Origin of the sequence: Limnohabitans sp. TEGF004, assembly GCF_027924965.1 — a bacterium.
GTDB lineage: Bacteria > Pseudomonadota > Gammaproteobacteria > Burkholderiales > Burkholderiaceae_C > Limnohabitans.
Genome location: NZ_AP027056.1, coordinates 1,803,721 through 1,818,532 on the forward strand (window position 1 = coordinate 1,803,721; position 14,812 = coordinate 1,818,532).

General features: G+C 57.0%; 17 protein-coding genes and 1 pseudogene. 13 read left to right on the forward strand and 5 right to left on the reverse strand.

What is annotated here, in order from left to right; all coding sequences use genetic code 11:
- The first annotated feature begins 223 nt into the window (after positions 1-223).
- The 6 genes from LINBF2_RS08625 (at position 224) to LINBF2_RS08650 (ending at position 3,742) form a co-directional block, all read left to right on the forward strand.
- Positions 224-463 (forward strand): hypothetical protein, encoded by a 240-nt coding sequence (locus LINBF2_RS08625; RefSeq protein ID WP_104801844.1) that lies wholly within the window; start codon positions 224-226, stop codon positions 461-463.
- Positions 460-942, forward strand: coding sequence for a DUF2924 domain-containing protein (locus tag LINBF2_RS08630; RefSeq protein ID WP_104801845.1), 483 nt, complete (start codon positions 460-462; stop codon positions 940-942). Before LINBF2_RS08625 ends, LINBF2_RS08630 begins: the two co-directional genes overlap by 4 nt.
- Positions 939-2,279: a recombinase family protein gene (locus LINBF2_RS08635; RefSeq protein WP_104801846.1), complete on the forward strand. Its 1,341-nt coding sequence runs from the start codon at positions 939-941 to the stop codon at positions 2,277-2,279. Before LINBF2_RS08630 ends, LINBF2_RS08635 begins: the two co-directional genes overlap by 4 nt.
- Positions 2,276-2,686, forward strand: a complete 411-nt coding sequence (locus tag LINBF2_RS08640) for a hypothetical protein (RefSeq protein WP_104801847.1) — start codon at positions 2,276-2,278, stop codon at positions 2,684-2,686. Before LINBF2_RS08635 ends, LINBF2_RS08640 begins: the two co-directional genes overlap by 4 nt.
- Positions 2,687-2,887: 201 nt before the next feature.
- On the forward strand, positions 2,888-3,304 hold the full coding sequence (locus LINBF2_RS08645) for a MarR family transcriptional regulator (RefSeq protein ID WP_104801851.1): 417 nt from the start codon (positions 2,888-2,890) through the stop codon (positions 3,302-3,304).
- Positions 3,305-3,349: 45 nt separating this feature from the next.
- Entirely contained in the window at positions 3,350-3,742 is a 393-nt protein-coding gene (locus LINBF2_RS08650) for a 4-oxalocrotonate tautomerase family protein (protein WP_104801848.1), read from the forward strand.
- 647 nt (positions 3,743-4,389) lie between these two features.
- Here LINBF2_RS08650 and LINBF2_RS08655 read toward each other — a convergent pair.
- The gene (locus tag LINBF2_RS08655; RefSeq protein ID WP_199221736.1) at positions 4,390-4,827 is read right to left on the reverse strand and encodes a DUF4148 domain-containing protein; all 438 of its coding nucleotides are present in this window, start codon (positions 4,825-4,827) and stop codon (positions 4,390-4,392) included.
- 209 nt (positions 4,828-5,036) lie between these two features.
- Between LINBF2_RS08655 and LINBF2_RS08660 the strand changes: the two genes are divergently transcribed.
- Positions 5,037-5,987 carry a LysR family transcriptional regulator gene (locus LINBF2_RS08660; RefSeq protein ID WP_104801855.1) on the forward strand — a complete coding sequence of 317 codons (951 nt, stop codon included), beginning with the start codon at positions 5,037-5,039 and terminating at the stop codon, positions 5,985-5,987.
- 100 nt (positions 5,988-6,087) lie between these two features.
- Here LINBF2_RS08660 and LINBF2_RS08665 read toward each other — a convergent pair whose 3' ends face one another.
- A complete protein-coding gene (locus LINBF2_RS08665; RefSeq protein WP_066692010.1) occupies positions 6,088-6,681 on the reverse strand; it encodes a TetR/AcrR family transcriptional regulator in 594 nt (197 codons plus the stop codon).
- 93 nt (positions 6,682-6,774) lie between these two features.
- On the opposite strand from LINBF2_RS08665, the gene LINBF2_RS08670 reads away from it, so the two are divergent.
- From LINBF2_RS08670 to LINBF2_RS08690, 5 genes are all read left to right on the forward strand, one after another.
- The gene (locus LINBF2_RS08670; RefSeq protein WP_233249852.1) at positions 6,775-8,193 is read left to right on the forward strand and encodes a TolC family protein; all 1,419 of its coding nucleotides are present in this window, start codon (positions 6,775-6,777) and stop codon (positions 8,191-8,193) included.
- Position 8,194: 1 nt separating this feature from the next.
- Positions 8,195-9,163: an efflux RND transporter periplasmic adaptor subunit gene (locus LINBF2_RS08675; RefSeq protein ID WP_104801856.1), complete on the forward strand. Its 969-nt coding sequence runs from the start codon at positions 8,195-8,197 to the stop codon at positions 9,161-9,163.
- A gap of 7 nt (positions 9,164-9,170) precedes the next feature.
- Positions 9,171-10,343, forward strand: coding sequence for an ABC transporter permease (locus LINBF2_RS08680; RefSeq protein ID WP_066692050.1), 1,173 nt, complete (start codon positions 9,171-9,173; stop codon positions 10,341-10,343).
- A 1-nt stretch (position 10,344) separates the two neighbouring features.
- Positions 10,345-11,484, forward strand: coding sequence for an ABC transporter permease (locus LINBF2_RS08685; RefSeq protein WP_066692014.1), 1,140 nt, complete (start codon positions 10,345-10,347; stop codon positions 11,482-11,484).
- Between the two features lie 336 nt (positions 11,485-11,820).
- Positions 11,821-12,444, forward strand: coding sequence for a tyrosine-type recombinase/integrase (locus LINBF2_RS08690; protein WP_281888226.1), 624 nt, complete (start codon positions 11,821-11,823; stop codon positions 12,442-12,444).
- Positions 12,445-12,638: 194 nt separating this feature from the next.
- On the opposite strand, the gene LINBF2_RS08695 is transcribed toward LINBF2_RS08690, so the two are convergent.
- A complete protein-coding gene (locus LINBF2_RS08695; protein WP_104801850.1) occupies positions 12,639-13,067 on the reverse strand; it encodes an organic hydroperoxide resistance protein in 429 nt (142 codons plus the stop codon).
- Between the two features lie 29 nt (positions 13,068-13,096).
- Complete coding sequence (locus LINBF2_RS08700; RefSeq protein ID WP_161499785.1) at positions 13,097-13,237, reverse strand: hypothetical protein; 141 nt, start codon at positions 13,235-13,237, stop codon at positions 13,097-13,099.
- Positions 13,238-13,369: 132 nt separating this feature from the next.
- Between LINBF2_RS08700 and LINBF2_RS08705 the strand changes: the two genes are divergently transcribed.
- Positions 13,370-14,278, forward strand: a complete 909-nt coding sequence (locus LINBF2_RS08705) for a hydrogen peroxide-inducible genes activator (protein ID WP_104801849.1) — start codon at positions 13,370-13,372, stop codon at positions 14,276-14,278.
- Between the two features lie 176 nt (positions 14,279-14,454).
- On the opposite strand, the pseudogene LINBF2_RS08710 reads toward LINBF2_RS08705, so the two are convergent.
- A pseudogene (locus LINBF2_RS08710) lies at positions 14,455-14,747 on the reverse strand (addiction module antidote protein).
- Between the last annotated feature and the right edge of the window lie 65 nt (positions 14,748-14,812).

Here is a 14,812-nt window from a genome sequence, read left to right on the forward strand (position 1 = left end):
GCTTTGATGGATAAATGTCGGATTTGCTGGATAAATATACAGCATTTGGAAAATCTGTCAAAACCATCAACAGAGACCTGATTCCATCAGGCAGGCCTACCCAAAAGCTAACAACCATGCGACCTTAGAAAGAGTTGTCCCCCTTTGGGCCGCTAAAACACGTTACTTTTTAGGGGGGTCGTTCTTACGATTCGTGGACAGTTTTTGCAATAAGTGCCTATCCATGACCCACCACCAAAACCTATCAACAAAAGTCCCTGACAAACGGCCCGAGAAGAGTGGATACCTCTCCCTGCAACAGATCAGCAATCTGATGGCTCATGGTGCAGTTATTCAACACGCGTTACTGACTAAAGCAAATAACAGTCGGCTTTACGCCACTGACAGAGATGAGTTTGTGGACTTCTATGCCTGGCAGAGCGTCAATACGAACCCGTCTACAGAACAAGGAGTTCGCCAATGAAGCCACGATCCATCACCCCGCGCGAGCAGCGCAACATCGACCAACTCAACGCCATTCAAAGCGAGGTCACAGCCTTGCATGAGATGAAGATGCCTGAGCTTTGGAAACTGTGGGATCACCATTTCCCGCGCAGGCCAATTCACCCCAACCGCAAGTTCATGACCTCACGTCTGGCATACCGGTTGCAGGAGTTGACCTTCGGTAGCTTGCCTCAGTCAACCCGTGACATGTTGGCCAACTACGGTCAACAGTTCTCATCGATTAAGAGCAAAACCCCAGCCAAAGCCGTGGCCATGCCCGGTGCCACGCTGGTGCGAGAGTTTGATGGCCAAGAGTACCGGGTGCAGGTACTGGCCGATGGCCGCTATGAGTACAACGGTCAGATTTATCGCAGTCTGTCTGCCATTGCCAAAACCATCACTGGAACCCAATGGTCCGGCCCGGCCTTTTTTGGCCTCAAGTCCAAGGTGGCTGCATGACCATGGTGGCACCTAAACGATGTGCGGTGTACTGCCGCGTCTCCTCCGATGAACGGCTGGACCAGTCTTTCAACTCCATTGATGCACAGCGCGAGTCAGGTCTGTCCTTTGTCATGAGCCAACGCGCTGAAGGCTGGGTTGCGGTTCAAGACACCTACGAAGATCCCGGTTACTCCGGTGGCAACATGGAGCGCCCCGGCTTGAAACGCCTGCTCGCCGACATCAAGGCTGGCAAAGTGGACATGATCGTGGTCTACAAAATTGACCGCCTGTCACGCTCGCTGGCTGACTTTGCCAAGATGGTGGAGGTCTTTGACAAGCACAAGGTCAGCTTTAGCTCGGTCACCCAGCAGATCAACTCAGCCACCTCCACCGGTCGGCTGATGCTCAACATGCTGCTGTCATTTGCTCAGTTCGAACGTGAAGTGACCGGCGAGCGCATCCGCGACAAGATCGCCGCATCCAAGCGCAAAGGCATCTGGATGGGCGGTCCGGTGCCTCTAGGCTACCGAGTTGAAAACCGCTTGCTGCTAGTTGATCCGCAAGAAGCTGCGACGGTGAGGTGGATCTTTGACACGTACAGACGCACCCACTCCACAACACTGATGGTCCAAGACATGAAGGACCAGAAAATCCTGACAAAGACGGGACGCCATTTTTGCAAGCAGGCGCTCTACAAGGTCCTGCACAACCGGGTGTATCTGGGCCAACTGCAGCACAAGGGTCAATTCTTTGCAGGTGCACATGAACCTTTGATCGATCAAGCTGCTTGGGAGCATGTTCAAAAACTGATGACAAAAGACAGCGAAGAAAACACCAGGTCGGCTTGGGCTCAAAAAGCGCAAAAGGAATTCTTGCTTCGAGGCCTAATCTATAGCCCAGAGGGAGATTTGTATCTACCTGTGGCTACGCAGAAGAAATCGGGAAAGGTTTACCGTTACTACGTGCACAATAAAAAGGTGAATTCTGGTGCATGTCACAGCGACATTCCAAACCAACCCGCCGATTTGGTGGAGAACGCAGTGACTGAACAGGTTCTTGATTTTTTGCGATCGGGAACGATGCTCAACAATTATTGGCATCAGATACAAGCACTCAATCCCGGTATTCCAGAACCTCAAGCTGTGGTGCTTATCTTGCAGCGAACTGCAAATATCTGGGACACCTTCTTTGATCAGATCAAACGAAACATCATTCGCAGCCTAGTTGAGCGGGTTACCTTGGAAGACGATTCGATTTCGATCAACTGGCGCACCGAAGGATGGTTGCCATTGCTCGAGACGATGAAACCCAAAACGGTGGGTGCTGAGCGACTGGAAATGGAGATGTTGGCATGAGCGAAATGACTCACACGGCCGAAGCACCTTTGCGTATCACAACGCGTATTTCGCTCAAGCTCAAACGTCGGCCGGGTCGGGAAACTATTGTGGAAGATCTTGAACTCACCGGAGGAAACATTCAGGGCGACACCGTTAACTCCGGCATCAATGTCCCCTTGCTGCAAGGACTGGCACGAGCGTTTTACTGGCAGCGACTATTGGACTCTGGCGAAGTAAGGAGTGGCACCGAGATCGCCAAATTGGAAGGACTCAATCCAAGCACGGTCAATGAGCTACTACGCATCACACTTTTAGATCCTTTGCTTGTTCAGCACATTCTTAAAGGTCAGTATTCACAGGAAATGAGCATGATGTGGTTCACGCGAAATGCGCTGCCAGACCTTTGGCAAAAACAGTTTATGTAGAGCGGCAGACTTCGTCCTAAGCATGCTTACTGAATCACCTAGTTTCATGAGGAACGGATGTTTTCGTATGCACGCATTCTTGGCCAAGAGCCTACAGTCAGATTTGGTTTTCCTATATCCGCTTTAACCGTATTACAAATCACCGGTTGATGAATGTACAGGTAGTTGCATAGCTAATCAAAATCAAGTATGCTATCTACGATGTTTGACCATTGCTTATATTTCAACACCACCGCTTTGGCTCGTCGCCTTGAGCGTGAATGGACTGAAGCATTTTCGATGTTTGGGTTGTCTCCGCCGCAAGCGTTCATGCTGCGGGTGATACTTGCCAAACCTGGATTGCTTCAGCGCGAACTTGCAGATGAACTCTCCATAGCCAGACCTACCGCGACACGCGCATTGGACTTACTGCAAACTAAGGGGCTCATTGAGCGACGTGGGCGCGATGGAGATGGACGAGAAGTCTGTATCCAACCTACAAAGAATGCCATTGCCATCCATGCTGCATTAAATAAAGCAAGCGGGACAGTGACCAGTAAGCTCAAAAGGCTTCTGGGCGAGGCTGAATTTGGAGAAACAGTGTCGAAGATTCGTAGTGTTCGTTCAGGCCTTGAATGAGCATTTCTTGTTTATATAGTTGCATAGCTAATTAAAGGAGTTCATATGCCAATTTTGAATGTAAAAGTCAGCGGACAGCGGTCAAAGGAGATGACAAAGAGTATCTCGAAAATTCTCTTGGAACTTACCAGCAGAATTTTGCACAAGGACCCGGAGGTCACCGCGATAGCCATAGAGTACGTCCACCCGGAAGACTGGATTGTTGCGGGCAAGTCGTTGGCGGAGCATGGCAAGAGCAGTATTTACTTTGATATCAAAGTAACCGACGAAACCAACACCAAAGCTGAAAAAGCTCAGTACATCCGGGAAGCGTTTGATGCTTTTTCGACGCTACTTGGTGACTTGCACAATGAAAGTTACATCTATGTGCAGGATGTGAGGGCTACGTCCTATGGGTTCAGTGGACTCACTCAGGAGTACCGTTATCACCACGGATGACGAGTTAATTTAGATAACCATTTTTCAACCCTTCAGAGACATTCACCGTTGGAATTCCAATAATGGCGATCAGACCAAACCCGTCTCCAGCTCACTCGCCTAAAAGGCTGCAATAGGCTGAACTGAGCCACTCGTGGTGAGCGGTCGTTATGGCCGCCTCTATCACTACCCGTCATACAACAGGTAGTGCCTCCAAAGACTGCTGTACTACCAATACCGGGCACTTGACATGCTGTGCAGGTGATTAGCGCTTTAGCGAACATGAACGACCGGTCTAGCGCTAGCTGTAAAGACACTCCCGACCCGATGCGGTCGTCGACGAACCCACAATGAACTTCCGCTCCTGGTTAATAGCGAAGTTCAGAACAGGCGTTCGGCCGCAAATCAGCGGACCTGCAAAAGTCCTAGATTTCCCCGGAGATGCCAAAGCAGGTATGCAGGCAGGCCGAACTCGTGCATCGGCGCGCCCAGCACGACATGGCCATGTGGCTGCATCTCAGCGATCTAGCATCATCCCGAACCATCTATGCGGCTTGCCCGGCTCCAGTGAACGCGGCGCTGAGCGCCGAATTCACTGATTTCAATGACCCCGGCGTGGACTGCATGCATTCACACCGAAGTCATGCGGTCCAATCAAACGGGTCCGTTCAGTAAGTGCTGACCAGCGGCATCTGGCCCGTGCGAACCGCCTCGGCCAGTTCGGTCTTGACCTGCTCGCGGGTCTTGCCCTGGGCCACCGGTTTAGCCGGGTAGCGGCCGGGGAAAAGTTCGTTGGCTTTCTTGCCGCTCTCTTGGTCGACCACGATGTCGCCGGTGCGGATGGCTTCGGCCAGCTCGGCTTTGACTTGCTCGCGGGTCTTACCTTCGACGACCGGTTTGGCCGGGTAGCGGCCAGGGAAAAGTTCATTGGCTTTTTGGCCAGTTTCACCATTGACCACGATGTCGCCGGTGCGGATGGCTTCGGCCAATTCAGCCTTGACCTGTTCGCGGGTTTTGGGGGCCGAGGCATCAAAGGCCAGGGCATGGCCAGCGGACAGGGCTGCCACCACGGCAAGGGTCAGGGCGGAGAGGGTATAGCGGTTCATGATTGGTTTCCTTTCGGTTTCAAGAAACGGCCGGTCTGTCAACATGACGGAGCTTCTGGCCGGGTCGATGGACCTTCGTGTGGAAAGCGCTGCATCGATGGGATGAACTTTAAAATTTCTTTTTCGAAGGAAAAATAGCTAATAAAACATTGGGTCATTTCCAAAAGAGAAATAATGCAAGCTCTTGAAGAGCCTGTAAGGAGCGCTGGATGGACCGACTGCAGTCGATGCGTGTTTTTGAGAGCGTGGTGGACGAGGGCGGCTTTGCCGCTGCAGCGCGGGCGCTGGACATGTCGGCCCCCGTGGTCACCCGGCTCGTGGCCGACCTGGAAGAACACTTGGGCACGAGGCTGTTGCAGCGCTCCACTCGGCGCCTCTCACTCACCGAGGCTGGCCAGCAATACCTCAGCCGCATACGCCACATCCTGCAGGACATCGATGAAGCCGATGCGATGGCGAGTTCGCACACCACCGAGATGGCCGGCGTGCTGCGAATCCAAGCGCCGCCCCTGCTGGCCACCTATGTTGTCGCGCCTTTGCTGGGCCGCTTTCGCAGCCAGTACCCTGCGGTGCGGATCGAGCTGCATGTGTCGCCCGTGGCCGAGCCAGCCATTGAGGACTTCGACATCACCTTGCTCGGCACCGATGACAACTTCGACGCTGACATCGTGGCGCGCAAGGTCATCGAGTCAGAAGCTTTCCTGGTCGCTTCGCCGGCTTATCTGCAGCGCCGGGGGGAGCCACGCAGGCCAGAGGAGCTGGCGCACCATGATTGCCTGAGATCGAAATCGCCCCAAACCCGACCACGCATTTGGCGTTTGTGGAGTCCTCAACGAGAAGAACAATGGCAGGAGGTGGAGGTTCAGCCTGTTTTGTTGTCCAACCACATGGACACGCTGTTGCGCGCTGCGCTTGATGGCGCCGGCATCATGTCTTTGCCCTTGGATATCGCGGCACCTTACCTCTCACAAGGCACTTTGGTTCGGGTGCTCTCTCCCTGGATCACAGGGCGGCTGGCCTTGTATGCGGCATTGCCGAGCCGTAAGTTCATTCCCGACCGGACACGGGTTTTTCTGGAGTATCTGATCGAGCAAACAAAGCTTCAGACCGACAAGGCCTTGAAGGCATTCACTTCAACGAAAGCGGATTCCGTTGGTTGAGCCACCGACGCACGCGGGCCGCGGTTCAGCCTGAAATTTTCAGATGCCTTCAAATGGAGAAAGCGTGTCGATGGACGCCTGCAGACTGACCATCGACGCGCTAGGTCGGTTCCATCACACGGGTTTGGAGTGCGTTTTTCATGAATGCGGCGGCTTGGTTGCTCAATCGGGGCAAATGGGCAATCTGGTCTTGCTCGATGTGCTGCAGCACCATTTCGTTGATTCCACCAATCAGCCCAGTGGCCAGCCATTGCGGGATCGGAGTTGAGCGATGGTTGGCGGCGGCCGCCAGAAGTACCCCCGCTAGTCTTTCCATTGCCAAGCGCCTGGCGACCAGCCCAGCAGGTCCAAGCGCAAGGATCTCCACAAACAACGCGCGCAGTAGCAAGGGATTGGCGGCCAAGGTCTCCAGATAGAGCCTGATGGTCAGATCAATCTGCGAACTCCAATCTCGCTTGGGATCGATGCTGGCACGCAGCGTGGCCTCGATCTTTTGCGCAGAGTGGTTGAACAGCGCGATCAGGCAGTCGGTCTTGTCCTTGAAGTATTGGTAGAAGGTCCTCTTGGACACATTCGCCTCGCGAACGATGTCTGAAGTCGTGAGTTGCGCGTACCCGTGAGCAGTGACCGCGCGTGCCATTCCCTCCAGCAACCGGGTGCGGTGTTCATCGTCAGGGATCTGTGGTCGGCTCATGGTTCGAGTATCTCATGCTCGGTACTTGACAGTACCGAAAATCGGCGTAGAATTTTGATTATGGTACCAATTGGTACCGAACTAGAGAATGCCATGTTGAATCAACAAAATCGATTGCTTGCCAGGCTGACACTCAGTGCCTTGATGGGGGTGGCAGCTTGCCTTCCCACGCTGACACATGCCGAAGCTCTCAACTTCGAAGAAGCCGCCCATCGACTGCAAGCCAATTCAGATCGCCTGGCAATGACTCGCTTTTCTGTTGAGAGCGCACAATTAAAAGAGCAGGCCACTCGGCATCTGGGTGGTCCCGTGGTGACCGCAGGAGCTGCGGCTTTCCGCTTCCAGGGCGCCGTACAGGGCATTGATCTGACCCCCCTGACGCACACGATCGGTTCGTCGATTGCAGCGTTGCCGGCGCCGCTGGCGGCCGGTCTAACACGCCTGCCGCCACTTCCGAACAGCCTCGATCTGAGCACGCAGCGCAGTGGCAATACCTCATCAGTCTCGGCAATATTGCCGATCTACACCGGGGGCGCCACCACGGCAATCAAACAGGCCTTGCAAGCCAAAACCGAAGAGGCCCGGGCAGACGGCCGCCAGGTACAACAGGAAGTGTTCAATGAGTTCGTGCAGCGCTACTTCGGCGCCCAACTGGCTGAACGCGTCGCCGGATTGCGTGAAGTGGCCTACCGAACCGTCTCGGAGCATGACGCCGCCACGCAGCGAATGCTGGAAGCAGGTCTTGTCGCACAGGTCGAGCGACTACAGGCTCGCGCAGCGATGGAGGATGCCAAGCGTAACGCCCTGAAGGCCCGGGATGACGCTGAATTAGCCTCGACGGCGTTGGCCAGAACCCTTCGCAACAATGAGCGGATTCAACCGATGAGCCCGCTGTTCGTGATCAGTTCGCCGATCGAGCCGCTCGGCTACTTCACTGACGCGGCCCTGGAACGTCACCCGGGATTGGCCAAGGTGGCTGCCAAGAAGCGTGAAGCCGAGCAAATTCATGCGCTGGAAGAGTCTCAGAAGAAGCCTGCGGTGTTCGCCTTTGGCCAACGCCAACTGCGCTCCTCGGACCAGGCCAATTGGGTTGTGGGCGTCGGGGTCAGCTGGAGGTTGTGGGGTGGCGTGGACCGCTCCTTAATGAGCGAAGCCTCTCACCGGCTCATCGAGATGGCGGACAGCCAGGACAAGCAAGCCCGAAATGACATTGCCTTGCTGGTCGAGAAACGTTGGATGGCCGTCGACCAAACCCGGCGCCAGTTCCTTGCGCTGACCCCGAGTCTGGAGTTGGCCAATGCAGTCCTCCAACTCAAGACCAAGGGCCAGAAGGCGGGTACCAACTCCACGCTGGAACTGATCGACGCCGAAGTGAACCTGGCCAAAGCCAAAACGGAACAGGCGCAAGCGGCTTACGACTATGTCAAGGCGCTCGCCGATCTCCTTGAAGTGTCTGGCCTGTCCGATCAATTCGGCAGTTACATGGCTCGTGCCGATCTGAAAGTGCAATGAGATGAACAAGAAACTACCCATCACTCTGGCCATCATCGGCGCAGTCACCGTTCTCAGCGTGGGCCTATGGAAGGCCCAACAGCCTGGCGCCGAGGCGTTCCAGGGGCAAATGGAGGTTCAGGAAGTAGACGTCGCTTCCAAGGTCAGTGCCCGGATCGCGGACATCTTGGTCAAGGAAGGGGATGTCATCACGGTCGGCTCGCCGCTGATTCGCCTGGACAGTCCTGAGGTGACCGCAAAACTGGCGCAGGCCACTGCGGCCCAGGAGGCTGCGCAGGCCACCGCGGCCAAGGCACAAAATGGCGCCCGCCCCCAGGAGGTGGAAATCGCCCGTCTGAACTGGCAGCGCGCATTGGCGGCGGCGGACCTGGCACAGGCGTCGTTCAAGCGGATCGAAGGATTGGCCAGGGACGGCTTGATCGCTGCGCAAAAGCGCGACGAGGCCGAAGCCAATTTCAAGACAGCCCGCGATCAAGCCCTGGCTGCACAGGCCCAATACGAGATGGCTCGCGCCGGGGCCCGTGCCGAGGACAAGCAAGCTGCCGCCGCACAGGCGCGTCAATTGGCTGGAGTCGTAGCTGAAGTCCAGGCGGCCAAGGCCGAGACGGAACTCAAGAGCCCAGTGGCCGGCGAAGTCGTCAAGGTGCTGGGGCGCGTGGGTGAAATTTCGCCCCAAGGCGTCCCCGTGGTCACGGTTGCCAACATGGCAGATCAGTGGGTGGTGCTCAACGTGCGCGAAGACAAACTCGACAAGTTCGCCGTCGGCAAAGAATTCGATGCCACCTTGCCTGCCCTGAAAGGCCGTAAGGTTCGCTTCAAGGTCTACCGGGCAGCAGTCCTGCCTGATTTCGCCACGTGGCGTGCCACCAGGTCCGATCAGGGCTTTGACATCAAGACCTTCGAGGTGCGTGCCCGCCCGTCCCAAATGATTGAGGGCGTTCGCCCTGGCATGTCCGTGCTGGTCGAGTGAATTGACCATGCGCCACTTCTTCAACAGCACCAGGCGGGAGGTCCATCGCCTTGGTCAAAGTCCCTGGGACTTGGCGATGGTGACGTGGGTGCCTGTATTGGCCGTGGTGTTGGTCGTTTGGATATTCTCAAGCGCCATCCCCAGGAATCTGCCTGTTGGCGTGATGGATGAAGACCATTCCGCGCTATCGCGACAACTGGTCCGCATGCTCAACGCCTCGCCTGGCATGCAAGTGGTGGACGAATTCGACAGCGAGTCCTCGGTCCAACTTGCCCTAAGAGAGGTGCGGGTCTACGGGATGATCAACATCCCCCGGGACTTCGAGAGAGACATCAAGCGTGGGATAAAGGCGGAGGTCATTCTGCGTCACAACGCTCAGTTCGCCACGCATTCGAGTCTGCTGCAGCGGGATGTACGCACGGTGGTTGGGACCCTGGCCGCCGGCATCGAAATGTCTGCTCGAAACAAGCGAGGTGAATCGGCCCAACAGGCCAAGGTCAGCTTTAACCCGATCCAAATCCAATCAATCGCGTTGTTCAACGGGTCTGGCAACTACGAAAAGTACCTGACTGCCGCCGCGATCCCCGCCATCCTTCACATCCTCGCGATGACGGCTGGGGCATGGGCGGTCGGCCGTGAGTTCAGGGATAGGACGCTGGGGCAGTGGCTGCAGCACGAGGGGCCGCGGGCCGTCGGAGCAGCCCTGCTGGGCAAGCTGGCGATTCCTTGGGTGACTCTGACCAGCGTGGGAGCCGCAGCGCTCTGGTACATCACGGCCGGGCGTGGCTGGGACATCTCTGGGAGCCTTCTCTGGATCTTCTTGGCCATGACCTTACTGATGGCGCTATCGCTGGCCGCGGGTGCAGCGGCGGCCACTCTGACCAAGTCCTTGCGCACTGCGTTGTCCGTCACGGGGCTTTTGACCGCCCCGGCATTCGCGTTTAGCGGTATGAGTTTCCCGCTGAGTGCGATGCCTGACAGTGCTCGGATGTGGGCGACCTCAATGCCGTTCACCCACTACATCCGATTGCAGACCGAGCAATTGCTGATGGGCTTAACCTTCGGCGCGAGTGCCGCCACACCTGCTGTATTCCTGCTGGCCACCCTCGGGTTGCTCGGGCTGGCGGCCTTGGGCTTGGTCCAGGCTCGCGACAAGCCATCGACCTGGGGAGCGCGTTGACATGACCTCGCACCATCCCACTTCGCTGAGGTCAGGGTTCGTCGCAACGCTGAGGGACGTCTTGCGCGACAAGGGCGCATTGATGATCTTTGTGGCTGCGCCCCTGTTCTATGCTTTCTTCTACCCCTGGTTCTTTGGCCCGGAGGTCGTGACCCGGATCCCGGTGGCGGTTGTCGACCAGGATCACTCGGCGCTTTCACGCTCGATTCATCGTCTGGCACTTGCCAATCCTCGCATCGAGGTCAAGGCAGTTGGGGCGGATGAGCGAGCCGCGCAAGCCGCCATGAGCCGTGGTGAGATTGATGGCTATCTGGTCCTGCCCGACGACCTGAAAGCCCATGTTGCCAGGGGAATGCCCGCTATGGTGACCGTGGTCTCGAACGGGGCCTATCCCCTCATCAGCAAGGCAGTTCAGTACGGCTTTTCTGAGGCCGTGGGCGCAGCCTCGGCAGGTGTTGAGATCAGGCAGCGAGAGGCCAAAGGACAGAGTCCCCGCCAAGCCGGCGAGAGCCGCACTCCCGTGGATTTCCGGGCCATGGCGCTGTTCAACCCTACAGAAGGCTATAGCAGCTTCATTGTTCCTGCCGTTGCCTTGTTCATCATGCACCAGACCCTCCTGATGGGCGTGGGTATGCTGGTGGCGACCTGGGTCGAACGAGGCGCGGCTCATGCCAGTCCAATGGCCTGGATCGGGCGCTGGCTGGCATTCCTGTTGCCGGGATTGGTGTCTGGCCTGTTCTATTTCGGATGGGTCTTTTGGCTCTACGGTTACCCTCGCGCTAACAACGTGGCTGGCTCCCTGGTTTTCCTGGTCCTGTACGTGTCGGCCATCGTGACGCTGGGGTCACTTGTGGGCCTGTGGTGTAGAGATCGCGAACGGGTCCTTCAAGTCCTGCTTTTTTCGACATTGCCGATGGTGTTTCTTGCCGGATTTTCCTGGCCGCCAGAAGCGTTGCCGCTCCCGTTGCAGTATCTGCGGTGGTTGATACCGACAACGTCTGGAGTGCAGGCTGCATTGCGCCTGAATCAAATGGGAGCCCCTCTGCAAAGCGTGATGCCCTATCTCGGTTGCCTGTTGGCACTGACCGTGGTGGCCGGCAGCTTCGTCTTGAAATTCGGCGGTAAGCCGCAGGGCGATTGAGGACGGAGATACTTGCACACGCGCAGGCAATGGGCTGCTGTGAAGGCACGCTGCTGGTTCGAGGAAGAGCCACGCGTCGACTTCATCCGCAATATCGCCCCCTGGGACGCCGACGATCTGGACGCTGATCGCAGCCGAGGATTGCGATTGGACCCTGAGCGGCCGTTGATCAAAGTTCTGCTGATGGCAGCTTCTGGCCGAATGCGCTGGTTGACGGCCCCACTCGTTTGCAGTCATCAGTTCAACTGGAGTGATCTCTTCTGACTTGATATAGCGCAAGGCGGTTATACCCCAAAAGCGCATGCTTTGCTCCCCTCAACTCGATGGGAGACCATCATGGAAACCTCAACCAATGTGGTTCATCACGAACCGTGGAACAAGGGCAAGATCGTCGGGCAGAAAGCGCCCTTCAAGGTGAAAGACATCTGGGCCCTACGCGTACGGCTTCAGATGGAAGGACGGGTTCGCGAGCTCGCCCTCTTCAACCTTGGTATCGACAGTAAGCTTCGCGGATGTGACCTCGTATCACTCAAAGTCCGCGACGTGACCCATGGCGATCAGGTGGCCAACCGAGCAATCGTCATGCAACACAAGACCAAGCGCCCAGTGCAATTCGAGATCACGGCTGTCACCAGAGAGGCCTTGCAAGCGTGGATCAAGCAGGCGGCATTGAAATCCGACGACTTTCTTTTTCCGAGCAGGCTCCACGACTCCCCCCACCTCGGAACCCGGCAGTACGCTCGGATTCTCGGGCACTGGTTGGATGAGCTTGGTCTGGATCGTTCCGAGTATGGGACCCATTCGATGCGAAGGACCAAAGCCACGCTGATCTATCGACGCACTAAGAACCTCCGAGCCGTGCAACTGCTGCTCGGTCACTCCAAGCTGGAATCGACCGTGAGGTACCTGGGTATCGAGGTCGACGACGCTCTTGAAATCTCCGAGCAGACTGAAATCTGAGACGGTCATTGAAGGCGGCCTTTGTTCCGACACCGGGTCGACCGCCTTCAATGGCAGCTATGTGGGTGCATTCAAAAGTGTTGCTTTCGGCCAGAAGCGGTCGCCGGCATGCTCGTCCTGGAAGTCCGTTCTGGGGCGAACAGCGACTCAAGGCACGGTACTCCTTGCTCAGTGCACGCCTGAGGATCGGCAGATCACCCTAAGGTCAGATCGACCACGATGTTGCCGCGCGTCGCGTTCGAATACGGGCACACCTGGTGCGCTGTATCCACCAAGTCCTGCGCCACCGCACGGTCCAGCCCCGGCAGGTTGATGGTCATCTGCACGGCAATGCCGAAGCCCTGGGAGATCGGGCCGATGTCCACACTGGCTTCAATGCTGGCATCAGCAGGCACGGCTACCTTCTTCATGCCGGCCACATGCTTGAGTGCGCCCATGAAGCAGGCCGAGTAGCCCGCCGCAAACAGCTGCTCGGGGTTGGTCGCGCCGCCCATGCCACCCAGTTCCTTTGGCGGAGCGAGTTTCACATCAAGCAAGCCGTCGTCGGACACGGCGCGGCCATCGCGGCCTCCGGTCGTACGTGCCTTGGCGGTGTAGAGGACTTTGTCGAGTTTCGTGGTCATGTCATTTCTCCATTTCAGGGGTTAAAAAATCAATTCACGCCAGCAGCGCTGGCAAGCTTTTCTGCAAAGCAGTTTTGTTCGTTGTAGCCTGGCCTGCCAGGGCGAATCATCGATTCGCCCGCGAATGCGGCTTCGAGGTTCTGCCAGGTTTTGATTTCGGGACGTGCCATTTTTAAGCTCCTTGGTGGTGAAGATGTGTTGCGATGGGATGAATTGTGGATTTCGGCGATCAATCGGTCCAACGCATAATTTCAACTGAATCAATCTAAAATTCAGATAACAAAGCCCCAAGGAACCCGACCATGGCTGCCCTGCCCTCTCTGAGACAACTGCGCTACCTGCTGGCCCTGGCCGAGCACCTGAACTTCACCCGCGCAGCCGAAGCGAGTTTTGTGAGCCAGTCCACCCTGAGCACGGGACTCAAGGAACTCGAATCCACCCTGGGTGTGCAACTGGTGGAGAGGGACAAACAGACCGTGGCGCTGACGGCGGTAGGCAAAGAGGTGGTGGCCCGTGCGCGGCAGGTGCTGGCTGCTGCCGAAGACCTGAGCGACTTTGCATCGGACGCGTCACGACCCATGCAAGGGCAGCTGCGCCTGGGTGTGATCCCCACCATTGCCCCATTTGTGCTGCCGACTGTCATGCCCGCCCTTCGCGAGAAATTCCCGCAACTGCAGTTGGCCTTGCGCGAAGACCTGACCGCCCATCTGCTGGAGCGGCTGCGCGACCGCCAGCTGGACTTCGCACTGATCGCACTGCCCTACGACACGGATGACCTGCGCGTGCAACCGCTCTACAAGGACAAGTTCTGGCTGGTGGGACGAGAGCAAGACCCCGCCATCACCGGCAAAGCGATCCAGCTCAGCAGCGCATGGACGAAGCGGTTGCTGCTGCTCGAGGAAGGGCATTGCCTGCGCGACCACGCTCTGCAGGCCTGCCGGACGGCAGAGGTTGCCAGTGTGGACGGAATGGAAGCCACCAGTCTACTGACGCTGGTTCAGATGGTCGCCTCAGGCATGGGCGTGGCCTTACTGCCGGAGATGGCGATCAAGAGCGGCCTTCTTCAAAATCTATCGCTCAAAGCAATGCCTCTGGCAAACCCTGCCCCCAAGCGGGTAATTGCATTGGTGACTCGCGCCACATCCGCCCACTCGGCCGAGTTCGAAGCGATTGCGAAGGTGATGGTTGCTGTCCATCGTAAAAAGAATTAGAAGCCTACCGTTACACAACTGCCGTATCGATGAATTGAAAGGCGGACATGCAGCAAACGCTGCTCACCGACTGCTTGGGGTCGGAAGCTGGCATTGGACCGGCTTGGGACGAGCGACAGCAACCAGCCTTTACAGGGCATGAGCCACAAACGCTCCTACCCCAACACCCATCACGCTTACCCCGCCTGCATGGGCTGTGCGTGGAGCTGGATGCCCAGCGCCGCCGTGACTTTCAGGATCGTGGCAAAGCTGGGGTTGCCCTCCCCTGACAACGCCTTGTAGAGGCTGTCCCTGCCCAGGCCCGTACGCGCGAAAGTTGCGACATGCCCTTGGCCCGGGCAATGGTGCCCAGGGCCTTGGCAGCATCATCCCCTGCCTCTTGCAGGCAGGCCTCCATATAGAGCGCCATGTCCTCTTCGGTCTTGAGGTGTTGGGCGCTGTCCCATTTCCGCAGTTTGAGTGCAGTCATCGGTTACCCCTTCAGTTGGCGCATAGATCGTTTTTATGGCGCTCTGTATCCATTGAGATACATTG

What these genes read in the sequence shown, in the direction of transcription:
- LINBF2_RS08625 (WP_104801844.1), top strand. Translation starts at nt 224, where the DNA reads ATGACCCACCACCAAAACCTATCAACAAAAGTCCCTGACAAACGGCCC.
- LINBF2_RS08630 (WP_104801845.1), top strand. Translation starts at nt 460, where the DNA reads ATGAAGCCACGATCCATCACCCCGCGCGAGCAGCGCAACATCGACCAA.
- LINBF2_RS08635 (WP_104801846.1), top strand. Translation starts at nt 939, where the DNA reads ATGACCATGGTGGCACCTAAACGATGTGCGGTGTACTGCCGCGTCTCC.
- LINBF2_RS08640 (WP_104801847.1), top strand. Translation starts at nt 2,276, where the DNA reads ATGAGCGAAATGACTCACACGGCCGAAGCACCTTTGCGTATCACAACG.
- LINBF2_RS08645 (WP_104801851.1), top strand. Translation starts at nt 2,888, where the DNA reads ATGTTTGACCATTGCTTATATTTCAACACCACCGCTTTGGCTCGTCGC.
- LINBF2_RS08650 (WP_104801848.1), top strand. Translation starts at nt 3,350, where the DNA reads ATGCCAATTTTGAATGTAAAAGTCAGCGGACAGCGGTCAAAGGAGATG.
- LINBF2_RS08655 (WP_199221736.1), bottom strand. Translation starts at nt 4,827, where the DNA reads ATGAACCGCTATACCCTCTCCGCCCTGACCCTTGCCGTGGTGGCAGCC.
- LINBF2_RS08660 (WP_104801855.1), top strand. Translation starts at nt 5,037, where the DNA reads ATGGACCGACTGCAGTCGATGCGTGTTTTTGAGAGCGTGGTGGACGAG.
- LINBF2_RS08665 (WP_066692010.1), bottom strand. Translation starts at nt 6,681, where the DNA reads ATGAGCCGACCACAGATCCCTGACGATGAACACCGCACCCGGTTGCTG.
- LINBF2_RS08670 (WP_233249852.1), top strand. Translation starts at nt 6,775, where the DNA reads ATGTTGAATCAACAAAATCGATTGCTTGCCAGGCTGACACTCAGTGCC.
- LINBF2_RS08675 (WP_104801856.1), top strand. Translation starts at nt 8,195, where the DNA reads ATGAACAAGAAACTACCCATCACTCTGGCCATCATCGGCGCAGTCACC.
- LINBF2_RS08680 (WP_066692050.1), top strand. Translation starts at nt 9,171, where the DNA reads ATGCGCCACTTCTTCAACAGCACCAGGCGGGAGGTCCATCGCCTTGGT.
- LINBF2_RS08685 (WP_066692014.1), top strand. Translation starts at nt 10,345, where the DNA reads ATGACCTCGCACCATCCCACTTCGCTGAGGTCAGGGTTCGTCGCAACG.
- LINBF2_RS08690 (WP_281888226.1), top strand. Translation starts at nt 11,821, where the DNA reads ATGGAAACCTCAACCAATGTGGTTCATCACGAACCGTGGAACAAGGGC.
- LINBF2_RS08695 (WP_104801850.1), bottom strand. Translation starts at nt 13,067, where the DNA reads ATGACCACGAAACTCGACAAAGTCCTCTACACCGCCAAGGCACGTACG.
- LINBF2_RS08700 (WP_161499785.1), bottom strand. Translation starts at nt 13,237, where the DNA reads ATGGCACGTCCCGAAATCAAAACCTGGCAGAACCTCGAAGCCGCATTC.
- LINBF2_RS08705 (WP_104801849.1), top strand. Translation starts at nt 13,370, where the DNA reads ATGGCTGCCCTGCCCTCTCTGAGACAACTGCGCTACCTGCTGGCCCTG.